This is a genomic window from Parasedimentitalea denitrificans (genome assembly GCF_011813015.1).
GTDB classification, from domain to species: Bacteria; Pseudomonadota; Alphaproteobacteria; order Rhodobacterales; family Rhodobacteraceae; genus Parasedimentitalea; species Parasedimentitalea denitrificans.
This window is the reverse complement of the sequence record NZ_QHLQ01000008.1, coordinates 43,115-59,394: the sequence shown is the minus strand read 5'-3', so window position 1 is coordinate 59,394 and position 16,280 is coordinate 43,115. Positions and strand designations below refer to the sequence as shown.

Sequence of the window (16,280 nt, the reverse complement as noted above, 5' to 3'; positions counted from 1 at the left end):
ATTTTCTTAGCTTCTATTTCGAGTTCTTTGCAAACCGTGAAACCGCAAAATTATCGTTGAACATCAGTCGATATTTCTCAAGCTTGGTGCACGCTAAGTAGTTGTTGGCCCGCTAAGGTGTTTCAATGACAAAGACGTTTGCGCAGATTAGTGCCGCTCGACTGTTAGCAACAGATGTGTCTGTTGGGTGGAATCGCGGTGGGCGTGTTTGGCTGGTTCAGCCAGATTGGTAAGCGCCGTACTAAGCGCTATTCGTGTTTGGTTCCCTGTACGGTGATTTCACAGGATGTGGTTCATCCGGCAATGATCTCCAACATTAGCCGTTCAGGCGCCAAGTTGAACATCGACGAAGGGTTTGAACGCGGTGATCGGGTGCAGATCAATTTTATAGGTGAAAGCGCTAACTGCCGTGTCATCCGTCATAAGAACGGTCAGCTGGCAGTTGACTTCACCACTTTGCTGCACTCCGATGTATTGGAGAAAGTCATAAACGGTTTGAGTGCCGCAACCGTTTCACCGGCTACGATTTCTTCTACAGTTCGCAGCTAGGCTGGCACAAATACTTCAGCGAAGCGAATACCGCTCTGGGCTACTTTGACCGCCAAACTTGCGCCATCCCCGTGCGTGTTACCGGACGAGAATCCAGATCATTGCGCCGATAAAGGCGAAAGTGGTCAGGTTCATAATTGTATCGAGAAGATCACCCGTCAGCATTGGGCCGTCCTTCCTGTCGTAGCGCTCGGATCAGGCAAACCACCAATAGCACTGATATGAAAACAAAGGGCAGGGCTCCGAGAGAAATCAGGATCTTTACCGAGTCTACGGAACCGGACAGGATCATGGCGAGGCTGAGGAGTGCCAATAATCCACCCCAAAGCAACCTGACCTGAGGAGGCGGGGTTGGGTTGCCGCCTGTGGAAAAAGACCCAAGCACAAAAGACGCGCTAACCACACTGGTGACGATGAACAGGAAAGCCGCCAGAACTGTTGCTGTGCGGGTCCACCATGGAAACGGCAACCGTTCGAGTACCCCATAAGTCAAACGTTCGACGTTGGTATCTGTCATCGCCAGTAATTCACCTTCGCCATTTAGCGTCTCATACAGGCCAATGCCGCCAAAGGCGCCAAACCAGAAAATTGAGAACAGTGTTGGTATGAACAACACGCCAATTACAAACTCGCGAATGGTCCGTCCCTTGGATATCCGAGCGATGAAAACGCCGACAAATGGCCCCCAAGCGATCCACCAAACCATATAGGTAAGAGTCCAGTTGCCAAACCACTGGTGCACCTCATCGCCATAGAAGGTGAAGGTCTGGAACCCACGCGGGATGACATGGGCAGCATAATCGCCAAGGCTCTGTACTACCGTGTTCAACAGGTATTCAGTTGGGCCGGCGATGATTATGTAGCCAAGCAGCAAAAGTGCAATCAGCATAGCCGCTTTTGACAGGTGGGCCATGCCGGAACCAAGGTCAATCATCAGAGCTGGCGTGTAGATCGCTACCATCGCTGCGAGAACGCCCCAGGCCAACAATGAGCTGCCCTCAATGCCGGTTAGAATTGAAACCCCATCGGCCACCTGAAAAACGCCCATGGCCATTGAGCCGCCAACGCCAATTGAAATGGCGATGATTGCCATGAGATCGGCCACCCAGCCGGTCCGCCGTGCCCAGGGTTCACCCGGAAATAGTGACGTCAGTGGGGCGCTGACCAGCATGCCGGTGCCTCTTCGGAAACTGAAGTATGCAACAGTCAACGCCGTGGAGCCGTAGATCGCCCAAGCATGTAACCCCCAGTGAAAGTTTGTCGCCAGCATGGCCTGCTGCGCGGCGACGTGGGTTGGGCTTTTCTGGGCAATGAACCCATAGTGTGTCAGTGGCTCGGCAACGGCCCAAAACAGCAGGCCAACCCCCATGCCTGCGGAGAATAACATCGAGATCCAAGCCGTGGTGGAGAATTCAGGCCTGTCGTCGTCTCGGCCAAGACGGATTTCACCATAGTGGGAAAAAGCCAGAACCAGGCAGGTAATCAACATGCCGCTGGCAGCTAGCATCACAAACCAACCGCGGCTGTGAAATGTCTGATGCACAAACAAGCTGGCCCAAGAGACCAAGCCCTGAATGTCGTAGATCCCCCAGAGACCCACGAATGAAAGCACCGTAAGTGAGCAGATCAGTAGGGCGCTGGGACGGGGCATTGACATCTCCGGTAGGTCCGGGCGTGAATGCCCTTGGATTAATATCGGTCAGGTGTGAGAAGTAATCGCGCTTTAGAAATGTCGCTTGTAAAATTGGGTAGAACAATGGTGTTAAAGTCATTTACTCACATAAAAACATGCACCCCGACGGGGGCATGTTCAAGCGAATTCCGTTAGTAGACGTCGTCCGGCTAGGCCGCCCAGCAACGTGATGAGCAGAGAATTCGCTGGTGGCAATTGTGACATGTTGGCCATGCATTCAATAGTTGGAATGCTAGGGATGCAGTTATGTATGAGGTTGCGCACTAAATGTGAACTAACCGCTCACATCAGTCTCAAGAATGATTGATTGGCCTTGCCCTCGTCTGGCAGATAAACCAGTTTCGCAGAGCATGTAGAAAGACCTGTAATGAACGCTTGGAAAACCATTTTAACGGCACTTTGGATTGGGTTGCCCGTGACGGCAACTGCGCAGTCCGGGCCGGTTGTGGTTGAATTGTTTACTTCGCAGGGATGTTCGTCTTGCCCGCCGGCGGATGCGTTGTTGCATCGTCTTGCGGATCGGGATGACGTGTTGCCGCTAGCGTTACACGTAGAGTATTGGGATTACATCGGCTGGAAAGACCAGTTTGCCGATCCGGCCCATACTGTGCGGCAAAAGGGCTATGCGCATGCCGCCGGGCGAAGCATGATTTACACGCCACAAATGGTTATCATGGGGCAAGACGATGTGGTGGGCGCTGACGCGATGGAGCTGTCAGATGCAATTGCCAAACATCAGAGAGAGAAACCGAAAGTTCAGATCAACGCTGTTCGTAAAGGGGCAGTTCTGTCTCTGACTTTGTTGCCCTTGGCGGACCTGGCCCAAGAAGATCTAATGGTGCAAGTCGTTCAGTTTGCCCGTGTAAAAACAGTCAACATCACAAGAGGTGAGTTGGCTGGGCGTCAATTTAACTACGCTCATGTGGTGGAAGACTGGCAACAGGTGGGACCCTGGGATGGGCAGGCCGAGACGGTTATTGATGTGCCAGTTTCGGGAACGCAGCCGATCGCGGTCCTTGTCCAGCAGGATCATTTCGGGGCGATCCTTGCAGCTGCGCGGGTTGATTGAACGAAGGCTAGCAGAAACGGAGATGAAGGGCGGCCCATTCAATCTCTGCCCTGTTCCTTGGTTGACCGGTTTAGATCTTCCAGCGACGGTGAATCCAGAACCATTGCCCCATGTGCTGGCGCACCAATACCTCTAAATCATCGCAGATAGCGCTTGTCATGGTCACCGGGTCGCTGTGCGGAATTTCTTCGTGCATGGTGATTTCAAAGTCCAGACCGTTATCCTGACGGATGGCATAGACCGGAATTAAGGCCGCGTTGTATTTCAGCGCCAGCTCGGCCGGGACAATGGATGTTTTAGCTGGTTTGCCAAAGAAATCGATTTTTTCTCCGCCATTTGAATGCAGATCAGCGACGATGGCGATGATGCCGCCACCTTTCAGATGCCGCACCATTTCCATCATGCCGCGTCGCCCCTGTTCAAACATCGGTTTTCCGATCTGTTCGATAGACCGCACATAGTGATCGTTGAAATAGGGATTGGCCATGCGCCGATACAACGCGCCCATTTTATGACCGCGCCCGATCAAGTTTGAGCGCGCTGCATCGTAGTTTCCAAAGTGGCCAGTCACAAGAATGACGGGGCGACCCTCGGCGCGCGCTGCCTCTAACGCGGCTAGTCCCGGGCCTGAAATGGGCGCTGCAAGGGCGCGTTCAACGAAAGGCTGGCCGGCATACAGCTCGATGAGTGTGCGCCCGGCATTGTTGTTCACCTGGCGGCACAGCTTGGCGACGTCTTCCTCGGTCAGATCCGGGCGCGTCATTGCCAAATTCTTGCGGATGCGTTTGTCGAATCCGGCCAGAGGGGCAAGGGTGCTAACCAAACGCCCCATAACTGGAACCCGCCAGCGGTATGGGATCAAGCCAAGCCCGAGTATGACACTGCGGAGAAACAAGTTGCTTGTCAGGTATTTGGCGCGGGACATGCGCGACAGTCCAGAAGGATCAATGGGCATGGCTGGATGAAAACCTGTAGGATTAATGGCAATGCTTGCAGCCGGACCATAAGCCCCCCGCCCGGCAGGCACAAGCAACCTGCGCAGGTCATGAGGGGCTTAGGAAATAAGGATTAGCCCTCGTCTTCGTCATCCTCTTCCTGCATGCGCAGCTGCATTTCGCCGGTTTGAACCAGTTCGCGCATCACATTGACGACGGCACCCATTGCGGCTTCGCCGACAGATGTTTTGACCTTGCCCTTTTCCCCGATCTCGTCGCGAATATTGTTGGCCATACGGCCCGACATATTGGAGAGCATGAATTCGGCGCTTTCCTTTTCGTCTCCACCGTTGGCAAAGGCAAAAGCAAAGGCTGTTACCAGATCGGGCTGCGGAACTACGCGGATGATGCGTGGCACGTCGATCATGTTCACCCTCTGATGGATGATGGCAAAGGTGAAGATCGACTTGCGCACGTCAGTGGCAAATTCTTGATCTTCCTCGTCCAGCGCGGTCAGCACTTCTTCGCGCTTGGCAGCAACCGACTGCGTCAGGATTGCACCAATACGTTCACCCGGGCTCTCGTCAAATGCAATTTCTGGGCGGGCCTCAATCTGGGCAGCAAGGGACAGGCCAATGCGGTCAACGGTTTCCGGAGTTACGGAACCTGTGTAACGAACTGCATAAGTGATGCGGCGGGCCACTGGGCCCGGCATGTGGCTTAGCATTTCTGCAGCCTTGGCGGTGTCCAGTTTTGACAGCATGACGGCTGCAACTTCGGTGCTTTCTGCCTCTGCCAGTTCTGCAAGGTCTTCGGCGGGCAGGGCGCGTAGCCGCTCCCACGGGTTGCCAAATTGGCGCACGCCGGCCTCTTTACGCAGGCGGCGTTCAGTCTGGCGGCTAATTTTGCCTTCCATTGCGGTCAATGCACCGGCCAACCCATTGGGAAAGGCCAAGCCGACATTTTCCAGCATTTCAGCAAATTCATTGGCTACAGAGTGAAGCGTGTCACGGTCCACAAGTCCCATACGGCCCATTTGCTGGGTCAGAGAGGCCTGCATTTCGTCAGACAGTTCTTCAATCGGAAGGTCGGCCCCTTCGTTCAACAAAAGACGCACAACAATAGCGGCCTTGGCTTTGCTATTCAGAGTGTTCATCGATGCTGCGGGAGACATGGCGTCAAAACCGCCCATGGAGTCCATGTTAGATGTCGGCGGTAACGCCAAAGCCAAGTCGTGCTGCATTCTTGCGCCCCTTTACCTGAAAGATTCTTCTTCGGTTCAGAAGCAAGTTACGACATGAGCAGTAAAGAAATGCTGAAGTCAGTAGGCGAAACTTTCACCTGTTTCCATTGCTGTACGCAGTGACGTTTCAGCCCAGGTGCCAATACCACCACGTGCGCGGATTTCTTTCCATTGGGCTAGGGCCTGTGCGGGTTTGCCGTCTTCAACAAGACCTTGCCCCATGTAGGAGCGAGCCAAAATATTGTTTGGATTTTGCGCGATGGCCTGACTGTAGAACGCGTTTGCCAAAGTCATGTTGCCTAGTTTGCGGTGGGTAAAGCCCCAATAGGTCAGTACCCGATCATCCTGTTGATCTGGCATTGCAAGCAAGACACCCTGAGCGTCCTGATATCGACCGGCATAAGCCAATTCACGCACCGCGCCGTATAGACCCTCGGCATCCAGCGACGATTCCTTTGGCCGCACGCAGCGTTTTTTCTTTTCATCCCAGACCCTGACTCCCCAGCAGGATTTGGTCGTTTGCGTAGGCTTGGGCGCCGCCTTGTCGCCACCGCTGGCAGCAAAGGAATAGCCCGGCAGGCACATGAGCAAAATTAGAACTGAACGCATCAAAGACTTCCTGACCATTAGAACACTGCACAGATATAGTACCCAAAATCGCCTAGGTTTCGGAGTCACAATGATTAAACCGCCCGTCACGTCTAGGTGAATGGAGCTTAACTAGAAATCTGTTTGGTACAAGACTGCGTCTTGGCATCCCAGACCGTTCCAACCCCGCAAGACTGTGTTTGCTGATGCTGCTTGGAACAAGCGATGGCCGCTGTAGCGGAAAGGAATACGACAATTGCGGCGACGGTGATTTTTGCACTCATGACAGAAACTCCACACTGGTAACGCCACAAGTATAGCTCAGAATTCAGACAATTTCAAAACACGATCGCAGCTCTGCACTAGGGTTTTGTGTGCCACAAAAACGTACGCCCCACCAAATGGCGGGGCGTACTAATTTCAACAAAACCTTTTAGGGTTTACTCGCCAAACACTCGCTCGAAAATCGTGTCGACGTGTTTGGTGTGGTATCCCATGTCGAACTTTTCGTTGACACCGTCTTCACCCAACGCAGTAACAACCTCGGCGTCTGCTAGCAGCAGGTCGCGGAAGTCGAGTCGCTCTTCCCAGACCTTCAGCGCGTTGCGCTGGACCATGGAATAGGCGTCTTCGCGCGACACACCGGCCTGTGTCAGGGCCAGAAGCACGCGTTGTGACATCACCAGACCGGGGAATTTGTTCATGTTGTCCAGCATGTTCTGCGGGTAGACTAGCATCTTGTCGATCACACCGGTCAGACGGGCCAGAGCAAAGTCCAGTGTCACACAGGCATCTGGGCCAATCGCGCGCTCAACAGACGAGTGCGAGATGTCACGCTCGTGCCACAGGGCGACGTTTTCCAGTGCCGGAACTACAGCGGAGCGTACAAGACGGGCCAGGCCAGTCAGGTTTTCGGTCAGAACCGGGTTCTTTTTGTGTGGCATCGCGGACGAGCCTTTTTGGCCCATCGAGAAGAATTCAGCACCTTCCAACACTTCGGTCCGCTGCATGTGGCGGATTTCGGTCGCGACGTTTTCGATGGATGATGCAATCACACCCAAAGTGGCAAAGAACATTGCGTGGCGGTCACGGGGAATCACCTGCGTGGAAATCGGCTCTGGGCTCAGACCCAGCTGCTCGCAAACGTGCTCTTCGATGGCCGGGTCGATGTTGGCAAATGTACCGACAGCACCGGAAATTGCACCGGTGGCGATTTCTTCGCGGGCCAGCTTCAGACGGGCCAGGTTACGATCCATTTCGGCATAGAAACGGGCAAAGGTCAGACCCATGGTGGTGGGCTCGGCGTGGATGCCGTGGCTGCGCCCGACACGAACGGTGTCTTTGTGCTCGATGGCACGCTTTTTCAGGGCTGCCAGCAACCCGTCCATGTCCTTGATCAGGATGTCAGCCGAGCGGACCAGCTGCACGTTCAGGCAGGTGTCCAGAACATCGGATGAGGTCATGCCCTGATGGACAAAGCGTGCTTCCTCGGAACCGACATGTTCAGCCAGATGGGTCAGAAAGGCGATGACGTCGTGCTTGGTGACGGCTTCGATCTCGTCGATGCGAGCCACGTCGAATTCTACGTCCTTGGCTTTCCAAACGGCGTCAGCGTTTTCGCGTGGGATGACACCGATATTGGCCATGGCTTCGCAGGCATGTGCCTCGATCTCGTACCAGATGCGGAATTTGCTTTCCGGAGACCAGATGGCAACCATGTCGGGGCGGGAGTAGCGAGGGATCATAGGCCAGGACCTTTATAATAGGACGGGATGCGCGCCTATTAGATCAGGTGGGCCAAAACAACAAGGTGGGCAGGGCAGGGTGGGGCATATTGTCTGAAAAAGCGCCCCGTCTAGCAGACTGTGCACAATTAGTCGTCAAAAATCCCTGTTGGTGCTCCGTCAACGGTGGTCATGTTCTTCCGGCGCCAATACGCCTTTACGCCCTCAGTCCCCATCTCCTCATAGAACGGGACAAGTTCATCTTCTGCCCGGGATTTCTGGAAATCCATATACGGCACACCGGTGCCGCAGGACGTTTGAATAAGGTCAATGGACAGCTCAAATATTTGGCGACTGCCAGCTATGTCTGGAAATCCTGCAGCCAAGTCACCCCATTCGGGATCGCGGGGGTGAAAAACCTTGGCCTGCCCGTATAGCCGCAGGATCAGCGCGTCGCCCTCAAAGGCGCAGAACATCAGAGTCATCCGGCCCGTTGCACTCACATGGGCAGCCGTTTCATTGCCGCTGCCACTGAGGTTGAGCCAAGTTACTCGATTGTCGCCTTCAACCCGCAGGGTATCCATCCCCTTGGGAGACAGGTTAACCCGTCCTGTTTGATCAGCTGTCGCAACAAAGAATAACGGCTGTTTTTCTATGAATGCCTTCAGTGACCTATTTAGTTTTTTTCCAGTCGGCATGTTTCCCTCCTTGTTTATGCGATGTGAACATATGGGGAACATTTTAACAATGGTGAAGTTTGAATGGTCAGCGAGTTAGGGGGAGACATATGAATTTCGGACAACGCGGGTTTCTCAGGCCTGTTTGGGGAAGTGGTTCTTTCCTTTACGCCTGAACTGCTCTTAACTCTTGTTAGTTGTATTTGCCGCAGCGGTGTTACTCTGTGGCTTTAGATTTTAAGGAGATGCGGGAATGCCGAGATTACTCCGCAAAATATTTACAGCAGGCTGCTTGGCTGCTCTGGCTACCATTTCACCAAGCCTGACATTGGCGGATATGCCAGTTACTTACAAAGACGAAGGGCGTGCATTGTTCCACCTGTCGGTCCCTGATTTCTGGACCGCGCGGGCAGGGGGGGCACGCTCTGTTACACCGCCCGGGTCAGATGAAGCGCGTCTGGTCAATCGTGTCATCGGTCTTACTCCGGTGTCGGAGAAAGGGATCTGGATGGGGTTCATCTCGCCGCATGGGGTGTCCACCTACGAGCAGTCGCTCGAGTATTTGCGGGGGGTTGGTCCATTCCTGGTTAAAAATGCAGAGGTGCAGGAACGCAAACAAATCCACGTAGGGGGACGACCTGCAGCGCGCCTAACTGGCAGTGGTAGTCGGGATGGAAAGTCGGTCAATTTCACGGCCGTCGTCGTTGATTTGCCGCGTGATCGCGTGGCGATCTCGGTTGTGGTGATGGAGGCCGGGGTGAACCCGGATCTGGTGTCTGATGTGAACTCAGTTTTTGAGTCGTTCCGGGCGGTTAAGTAAAAGGAATTGATGAGATGTTATTGAAATCAAGGAAGTTTTTACTGGCCGGTCTGCTGGGGGCTGCTGTTGCTGGCCTGTCAGGGTGTGACCCCAATGCGACCTATCACGGCGGGATTTACTACGACAGTCTGTTGTGGAACGACTATTACAACGGGTACCCAAGACCGCCGCGGCCTCCACGACCGCCAAAACCAGAACACCCGATTGAACGCCCCCCAAGACCAGAGCATCCGATAGAGCCTCCTATCCATCGTCCGCCGGTCACGCGTCCGCCCATTGCACGACCACCTGTGGCGCGACCGCCGATTCATCGACCACCGGTGGCAAGACCGATGCCCGCACGTAGGTAGAGACACAAAGGCTCCCGCCCGTCGGTGAGCTTCTGTCGGAGGCACACCTTCCGTTGGGCGTAGCGCCGCGCATGCGCGGCGCTACGCCCAAGGCCACAAGGGGGATCTGCGCAAGCAGATGCACCGCGTGGGGGCGGGAGCTCATTGGGATGCCAGTAAAACGATCAGCCTAAGAAGGTGCTTAGGTCGGCAGTGAAGGTTTTTGCAGCCGGGTGACCACTTTGGCGCCATGTTCAAGTGTGCGGTGCACGGGGCATTTGTCAGCAATCTCTAACAGGCGGGCCCTCTGTTCTGAGCTAAGGTCGCCCTGCAAATGGACAACACGTGTAAACTGATCAATGCGCGAAGGGTTGCCGGTTGTGGCGTCCTGAGCGTGCACTTTGTCATGGCTGATCTCGACACTGACTCCCTGTAAGGGCCATCCTTTACGGCGGGCGTACATTCGAATGGTCATCGAGGTACAGGCGCCTAGCCCTGCTGACAGAAATCCATATGGCGACATGCCTAGGTTCGTACCTCCATAGGCCAGCGGTTCGTCTGCGCGGGTGTGATGGTCCGGGCCGGACTGAATATCCTGAAGGAATCCATCGGGGCTGACTTCACTCACCCGGAGCACACCTTCGGGCGCACCTGGCGGTGGGGCAGGTGGGGAGAGGTTGATATAGCGACCTGCCCATGCTGCGATCATCTCGGCGGCATATTCGGCATCTTTGGCCCGAGTGATCAGGTGATCGGCATCATCCAATGTCACAAAGCTTTTGGGGTGTTTTGCGGCCATGAAAATCTGCGCTGCGTTTTCTATTCCGACAATCGAGTCGTGGGGCGCATGCAGTACCAGCAGAGCCGCGTTCAACTCAGCAATAGCACCTGTCAGTGTTTCAGCGCGGATGTCGTCGACAAAGGCCTGCGATATCGTAAAGGGTCGACCACCCAAACAGACTTCGGCGGCACCCTTTTCTTTAATCTCAGCCAGGGCGCCTTCAAAGTTATGCGCCACATGGGCCGGTTTAAATGGGGCACCTAGGGTGACAACCCCTTTGATCGAGGGAATGCCGGCCCGCGCGCGCAAAACGGCCGCCCCACCCAGTGAGTGGCCGATCAGTAAATCGGGGGCCATGCCGCGCCCTGCCAGATACTGGGCGGCAGCGATCAGGTCGGCGACGTTTGACGAAAATGAAGTATTGGCAAACTCACCCTTTGAATGCCCAAGCCCGGTAAAGTCGAACCTCAAAACTGCGATCCCCATTGCGGCCAAGCGTGCAGCGATGCGTCGCGCGGCGGGGATATCTTTGGAACAGGTGAAACAATGGGCAAACAAGGCAGTTGCCAGCACGGGGCCATCTGGAAGGTCCAGCCTTGCGGCCAATTCGGTACCGGCGTGACCGGGGAAGGTGATGTGTTCAGTGGGCATGGGCGCGGCCTTTGCTTTGGGGTCTGCCTAGAGTGAGCACGTAAAGGGCTGTCGACAAGGCATGCTACAAGAGCGTCACGCGAAGGTGATATTGTAGCAGCTAAGAGGTCAGGCAATTCAGGCCATGCAGTGTCGAGGTACGCCTTGGGACTGCCCAACGGGCAGATGTGTCACCACAGGTCACGTTCCCAGAGAAACCACGACGCTGCGATCAGACCTTACCCATGAGCGCGGGATCAAAGGGGTAGGTCGTCAGATTTTCATATCCATCCTCAGTGATCAGCACCTGGTCCTCTAGCTTGATTGAGAAGTCACCGCCGACCTCGCCAACACAGGCCTCAACGCACAGCACCATTCCGGGTTCCAGCGGGTAGTCATAGGCGCCAGCTACGGCCTGATCTGGATAAGCGACCAGCGGCCATTCATCACACAGGCCGACTCCGTGCATCAGGCAACCGTATTTCTGGGCCTGAAACTTGTCGTCCAGCCGATGGCATCCGGCCGTCAGTTCAGGGATCATCACCCCGGGTTTCAGCATTTCCATGTTCGTCATGATGTGATCGTGGGCGTGGCGCATGGCATAGATCATATCAGCGCGTGGCCTTTGGTCGCCGACCCACCAGCTGCGCGAGATGTCGATGCAGATGCCATAAGAGCCGATCAGGTCTGTATCAAATGAAATGATCTCGTTGTTCTGAGTGATCCGTGGTCCGCATTCTTGAAACCAGGGGTTCGTGCGTTGGCCTGACGACAGTAATCGGGTTTCAATCCACTCTCCGCCGCGACGAATGTTTTCTGCGTGTAGGACCGCCCAAATATCATCCTCCGAGGTTTTGCCGTCGCCGACATTAGCCCGCGCGTATCGTTCCATTTCAGCCACAGCAGTTTCGCAGGCATGATTGGCACATCGCATCGCAAGGATCTCGTCCTTGCCCTTGATGGTACGGGTTTTTTCGGTGACCTCTTCTCCCTCCATGATGGTAAACCCTTGCGCCTCGAGACTGCGCAGCCCGTGCAGCATGATCTTGTCAACGGCCAGCAGTTTGTTGCTGCCAGAGTGCTCTTGCATCAATACGCGGACGTCGTTGGCAAAGGCATCTGCTGCAACGTCCACTTTGTCGCCTCGGTCAAAGTAGAACAGATCAGCGCCGGAGCGATGTTCACGAACAAGAGGGTTGAATGTCGACAGGAAAGGCGAGTTTTTATAATCCCAGATCACCATATATCCATCCGCACAGAGCAGTACGGCGCGAAAGGGATTGTGAGAGTTCCACAACTGCATATTGGTGCTGTCGGTGGCGTAGCGGATGTTCAGCGGGTCGAACATCAACAACCCACCATATCCGCGTTCGACGATGGCCTGTGTCAGCCGTTGCCAGCGAAAGTTTCGCATTCGGGCCAGGTTCGGCAGTTGCAATCCGGCGGTTTCCCATTCGGCCAGTGCAAGCTGGGTTGGACCAATCTCGATCCGGTTATTGTCGTTAGGGCTGCCATCACCCAAAGTAGCCCCGCGACTGGGGTCAATTTTGCGGTTGTCCCGGTAGTGCTCGTTCATCGTGGGCTTCCCTCGCTGTACAGGTGTGTCTAATCTGGATCTGGACGCAAAGATTCGCCGCACTGAATGCGACTAAATTGATGGTCGTTTTTAAACCGTGATGCTTGCAACCCAAGGTCAGGGCCGACTTGCGGTGTTACAGGTGCTAAGCCAGCTGCATGGATGAGATCTTACAAAAACAAATTCCCTTTAACCCGCTGCTGGCACAGAAACGCCTGAGCACTTGCCGAGTGTTGGGTTATTCTATGTGTTGGCATTAAGTACAGGCAGCGGCGAACAGTGCTTTCACCAAAGGCGTCGATCGCTGCTTCTTAAGGCAAAGCAACTTATCCTTGTTACTGCGTTCGAAATCCGGAATGGGTACGCCTACAAACCGTGGATCGCAGCCAAGCTCGCGGTTAAAGCCAAAACCGATTCCAAGCCCGCGCGCCACCGCCTCGCGTACTCCTTCGCGACTGCCCATTACCATTGCAACTTTCGGGATCAGATCAAGGCCGGCAAAGGCATCATCGACGATCCGTTGGGTGTTTGATCCAAGTTCTCGAAAGATCAGGTTGCAGCTTGATAGATCTTTGAAATTCAATGTTTTTTTTGCGCTCAGACTGTGGTCGACCGGGACAAGAGCCAACAGACTTTGAGACGCAATTGTTTGAGAGAACACCCGTTGATCGGCTTTTGAATTGGCTATAACAGCGGCGTCAACCTGCATCGACAACAGGTTTTGCCAAGTGGTTTCGGCGTTGGCCAGAGAAACCCGGAAGCGAACGCTAGGTTCCTGCTTTTGCATCTTGGCAATCAAATCAAGTGCGACATGTGGTCCGTCTGCGCCCAGATGAATAGTGCGGGGCACACCCTTGTCCCGGCTGTCCAGCATCTGTCGCGCTTGGGCTTCGGCCTCAAATATACGAGTGGTGAGTTCGAACAGACTGCGCCCCTCGTCTGTCAACGTTACTTTATGGCCACTGCGCAAGAGCAGGCTGCGCCCACTGTCTTGTTCCAACTTTTTCACTTGGATGGACACGGCTGGCTGGGTCAGTCCCAATCGTTCGGCTGCGCGGTGAAAGTTGCGCTCTAGGGCCAGCGCGTGAAACGCTTTTAGCTGTGCAAAAGTGGCCATTTGATAAATCCGGATGCGATAATTATAGCCATTTATTAATTTGATTTAGGTGTCGCGCAAGCAGCATTGTGTTGGCAGTGGCCGAATCTGATAAACTGAACACGTGCCGCTGATCTCAATCTCTAGGATGTGCGCGATGAGTGATGATGAACGTTTCGATTACATGAACCCCGATGTGGCCGCTGGGCTGCCTCATTTTGAGGTTCCCCTGGTACGGGCGACACCAGAGAGCTTTGCTGGGTATGGTACGATTGTCTCGGACCACACGACCCATCAGGTGCCGATTACAAAATGGCCACACAATGGCTGGCGTCCTGTTGATCCGGGAACTGGTGACGAAGGTGGGTATCTTCAGGGGGATTTTGACTTCTGGTGGGAAGGTGAGGTTCTACTGGGGCAAAATTTGGCGGTTCAGGATAAATACATCTTGGGTTGGAGCGTAAATCCGGAAGATGCGCGCTGGGACGCTGAGGAGCCTGATCGCTCTAAATTGTTGATTTGGCACGCCAACCACCATCCGGACGGCGGTCAGTTGTTCTACCCGATGGACAATCAGCCCTTTATAGCAGCGCTGGCGAAAACCGACGATGATATGAAGCCAGAAGACTGGGTGGCGTTCTATTGTGACGGTAGTTTTGGGATCTGCATCGATGCGGGTATTTGGCACGAAGCCATCGTTCCGCTGGTGCCGAAAGCGCGGTTCTTTGACAAGCAGGGGGCAGTCCACGCCCGGGTTAGCGCAGACTTTCCAAAGGAATTTGGCGTGCTGTTGTCAGTGCCGTTGGATTTGAAAAAGATGCAAGAGGGCTAAGGCGGTATTATTGAAGTCGGCTTCAACTGACTGAAGGGGCAATTGTGGTTGACGTGGCAAGGAACAAACGGGGCTGGCATTGGTTGGCGGAGATGCTAAGCCAGCTTGATGGACGTCATCTTACAAAAACAAATTCCCTTTAACCCGCTGCAGGCACAGAAACTGCCGGGCATTCAACCGCTGCCCCCGCAGGACTGGCTGCGTCCGGATGAGGCTAGCACAGCACAGATCGCGGTGCGGCGGCAGTTGTTGGATGACCGGCGCGATGATGTGTTGATGCTGGATCCAGAGGCGATGCCTGCGGCGCAAGAGTTGCTACGCATGGTTTTGGCGCAGCGATATTCGCCTGAGGATCAAGAGGTTCAGCCCGGTGGTGGCCAGTCAGTCACGATTGATTGGGAGGACCCGCTGGGAACACTGGGGCGCATTACCCAACAGGATTTTTGCATTCTGGAAAAACGGGGGGACGAGCATGTCATGACCGGCGCGGTGCTGTGCTTTCCGGCCAGCTGGAAACTGTCCGAGAAGTTTATGGCGCCCCTAACAGGCATCCATACGCCGGTTCCCAGTTATGACACAGGCATTGCAAAGCGTGTTCAGCGATTATTCGATGGGGTGCAGCCGGGCCGACCTTTGTGGCGGTACAACGGGCTGTGGTATCAGGATCCGGCGCTGCATCAACCGCGCAGTCATTACGAAGCGCGCAACGAGGTGCACGATGCTGCCGCTGAATACATGCGAAGCGAGAAGCAGATGATCCTTAGACTGCCCGAGACCCGGGCAGTGGTCTTTTGCATTCATACCTACGTGCTGGCAAAAAGAGATGTGCTGGCGCAGTGGGGGTAGGCCACCCTGCACCGTCGTAGGCTGGGTCCGGCCTCTGTCAAAGAGCGCCGGAACTCTTGGCCAGCGCCGCGCAAATTGCCAACGGGGATGCAACGCTGACAAGGCGAGGCTCGCTGTTGCGCATCAGGCCACCAGCCCAAGCTGTAAACCGTTGATACGACGCTGGTGGTCTGGTCATCGGAGCCGGGGATTGATGGGGCGTGGCCTGCAATTGAGCGCAGTGAAGCTCCAACTCAGCTGCTGTCTCGTCGATCGGGGCAAACCGATCACGGGCGCAGGGCTGCGGTAGTGGCTGCATTGATTTTACATTGGCAAAAACGCTCAGAAACTGCGCCCGTGTCAGCGTTGCGCTAGGGGCCATCCATTCAATATGTTCTGCAGCCAGTACAGGAACCAATCGATACAGGATAATAGCCATCAGCATCTCGCTGAGTTCCGTGTCGCAATGAGTGGGGAAATTCGGATGCATGGAAATTTCCACACGCTGAAGACCCAGTTTGGCTGTGTTGTTGTCTGATGCCTCTGGCTGGTCGCCCATCCTAAGCACCAAGCGATATTGGTCACAGGCAAGCGCAATAACATCATTTGCACGAGCACTAAACTGATCTACCGAATGGCCGTATTCTTCCAGCGTATCGGCAATGATGCAGCTACACTTGGCAAGTGCACTGCTGGGTATTCCGTAATAGACTAACCCACCGTAAAATTGAGTTTTCTGGGCCACCGTCAGGATCCTCCGCTCAGGTTGCTTCTAAGGGAACAATAGAAGCCGAAAACGTGCAAAGTTAGGCGAGATCCGCGGAATTGCTAAGAAACTGTTTCTAATTGACGAACTCTCCGCAGATTAGAAAGTTAGTTTGTTTTCAGTTGGTTGTGTCTCCGGTTGTGGCTT

At 54.6% G+C, this 16,280-nt stretch carries 16 protein-coding genes; 5 read left to right on the top strand and 11 right to left on the bottom strand.

Going from position 1 to position 16,280, the window contains the following annotated elements; genetic code table 11:
* Positions 1 to 174: 174 nt before the first annotated feature.
* Positions 175 to 549: a PilZ domain-containing protein gene (locus tag DL239_RS09870; protein WP_167683846.1), complete on the top strand. Its 375-nt coding sequence runs from the start codon at positions 175 to 177 to the stop codon at positions 547 to 549.
* A 151-nt stretch (positions 550 to 700) separates the two neighbouring features.
* Here the strand turns inward: DL239_RS09870 and DL239_RS09865 are convergent, their stop codons facing one another.
* Positions 701 to 2,200: a BCCT family transporter gene (locus tag DL239_RS09865; protein WP_167683845.1), complete on the bottom strand. Its 1,500-nt coding sequence runs from the start codon at positions 2,198 to 2,200 to the stop codon at positions 701 to 703.
* A 409-nt stretch (positions 2,201 to 2,609) separates the two neighbouring features.
* Here DL239_RS09865 and DL239_RS09860 point away from each other — a divergent pair, with 409 nt between their 5' ends.
* A complete protein-coding gene (locus DL239_RS09860; protein ID WP_167683844.1) occupies positions 2,610 to 3,311 on the top strand; it encodes a DUF1223 domain-containing protein in 702 nt (233 codons plus the stop codon).
* 70 nt (positions 3,312 to 3,381) lie between these two features.
* Here the strand turns inward: DL239_RS09860 and DL239_RS09855 are convergent, their stop codons facing one another.
* From DL239_RS09855 to DL239_RS09830, 6 genes are all read right to left on the bottom strand, one after another.
* Positions 3,382 to 4,266: a lysophospholipid acyltransferase family protein gene (locus DL239_RS09855; protein WP_167683843.1), complete on the bottom strand. Its 885-nt coding sequence runs from the start codon at positions 4,264 to 4,266 to the stop codon at positions 3,382 to 3,384.
* A gap of 113 nt (positions 4,267 to 4,379) precedes the next feature.
* Positions 4,380 to 5,489 (bottom strand): flagellar motor switch protein FliG, encoded by a 1,110-nt coding sequence (locus tag DL239_RS09850; RefSeq protein WP_167683842.1) that lies wholly within the window; start codon positions 5,487 to 5,489, stop codon positions 4,380 to 4,382.
* Positions 5,490 to 5,567: 78 nt separating this feature from the next.
* Positions 5,568 to 6,098, bottom strand: coding sequence for a tetratricopeptide repeat protein (locus DL239_RS09845; protein ID WP_167683841.1), 531 nt, complete (start codon positions 6,096 to 6,098; stop codon positions 5,568 to 5,570).
* A gap of 107 nt (positions 6,099 to 6,205) precedes the next feature.
* Positions 6,206 to 6,361 carry a chitin-binding domain-containing protein gene (locus tag DL239_RS09840; RefSeq protein ID WP_167683840.1) on the bottom strand — a complete coding sequence of 52 codons (156 nt, stop codon included), beginning with the start codon at positions 6,359 to 6,361 and terminating at the stop codon, positions 6,206 to 6,208.
* 156 nt (positions 6,362 to 6,517) lie between these two features.
* Complete coding sequence (gene purB, locus DL239_RS09835; protein WP_167683839.1) at positions 6,518 to 7,822, bottom strand: adenylosuccinate lyase; 1,305 nt, start codon at positions 7,820 to 7,822, stop codon at positions 6,518 to 6,520.
* A gap of 128 nt (positions 7,823 to 7,950) precedes the next feature.
* Positions 7,951 to 8,499, bottom strand: a complete 549-nt coding sequence (locus tag DL239_RS09830; RefSeq protein WP_167683838.1) for a pyridoxamine 5'-phosphate oxidase family protein — start codon at positions 8,497 to 8,499, stop codon at positions 7,951 to 7,953.
* A 232-nt stretch (positions 8,500 to 8,731) separates the two neighbouring features.
* Between DL239_RS09830 and DL239_RS09825 the strand changes: the two genes are divergently transcribed.
* Positions 8,732 to 9,298 carry a hypothetical protein gene (locus DL239_RS09825; RefSeq protein ID WP_167683837.1) on the top strand — a complete coding sequence of 189 codons (567 nt, stop codon included), beginning with the start codon at positions 8,732 to 8,734 and terminating at the stop codon, positions 9,296 to 9,298.
* Positions 9,299 to 9,829: 531 nt separating this feature from the next.
* Here the strand turns inward: DL239_RS09825 and DL239_RS09820 are convergent.
* The 3 genes from DL239_RS09820 to DL239_RS09810 all read right to left on the bottom strand — a co-directional run bounded on the left by DL239_RS09820 (position 9,830) and on the right by DL239_RS09810 (position 13,731).
* On the bottom strand, positions 9,830 to 11,059 hold the full coding sequence (locus DL239_RS09820; protein ID WP_167683836.1) for a bifunctional alpha/beta hydrolase/OsmC family protein: 1,230 nt from the start codon (positions 11,057 to 11,059) through the stop codon (positions 9,830 to 9,832).
* A gap of 211 nt (positions 11,060 to 11,270) precedes the next feature.
* Positions 11,271 to 12,614, bottom strand: a complete 1,344-nt coding sequence (gene dddP, locus DL239_RS09815) for a dimethylsulfonioproprionate lyase DddP (RefSeq protein ID WP_167683835.1) — start codon at positions 12,612 to 12,614, stop codon at positions 11,271 to 11,273.
* A gap of 256 nt (positions 12,615 to 12,870) precedes the next feature.
* A complete protein-coding gene (locus DL239_RS09810; protein ID WP_167683834.1) occupies positions 12,871 to 13,731 on the bottom strand; it encodes a LysR substrate-binding domain-containing protein in 861 nt (286 codons plus the stop codon).
* A 136-nt stretch (positions 13,732 to 13,867) separates the two neighbouring features.
* Between DL239_RS09810 and DL239_RS09805 the strand changes: the two genes are divergently transcribed.
* The gene (locus DL239_RS09805) at positions 13,868 to 14,542 is read left to right on the top strand and encodes an ureidoglycolate lyase (protein WP_167683833.1); all 675 of its coding nucleotides are present in this window, start codon (positions 13,868 to 13,870) and stop codon (positions 14,540 to 14,542) included.
* A gap of 108 nt (positions 14,543 to 14,650) precedes the next feature.
* Positions 14,651 to 15,388, top strand: coding sequence for a heme-dependent oxidative N-demethylase family protein (locus DL239_RS09800; protein ID WP_167683832.1), 738 nt, complete (start codon positions 14,651 to 14,653; stop codon positions 15,386 to 15,388).
* 37 nt (positions 15,389 to 15,425) lie between these two features.
* Here DL239_RS09800 and DL239_RS09795 read toward each other — a convergent pair whose 3' ends face one another.
* Positions 15,426 to 16,112, bottom strand: a complete 687-nt coding sequence (locus tag DL239_RS09795) for a hypothetical protein (protein WP_167683831.1) — start codon at positions 16,110 to 16,112, stop codon at positions 15,426 to 15,428.
* Between the last annotated feature and the right edge of the window lie 168 nt (positions 16,113 to 16,280).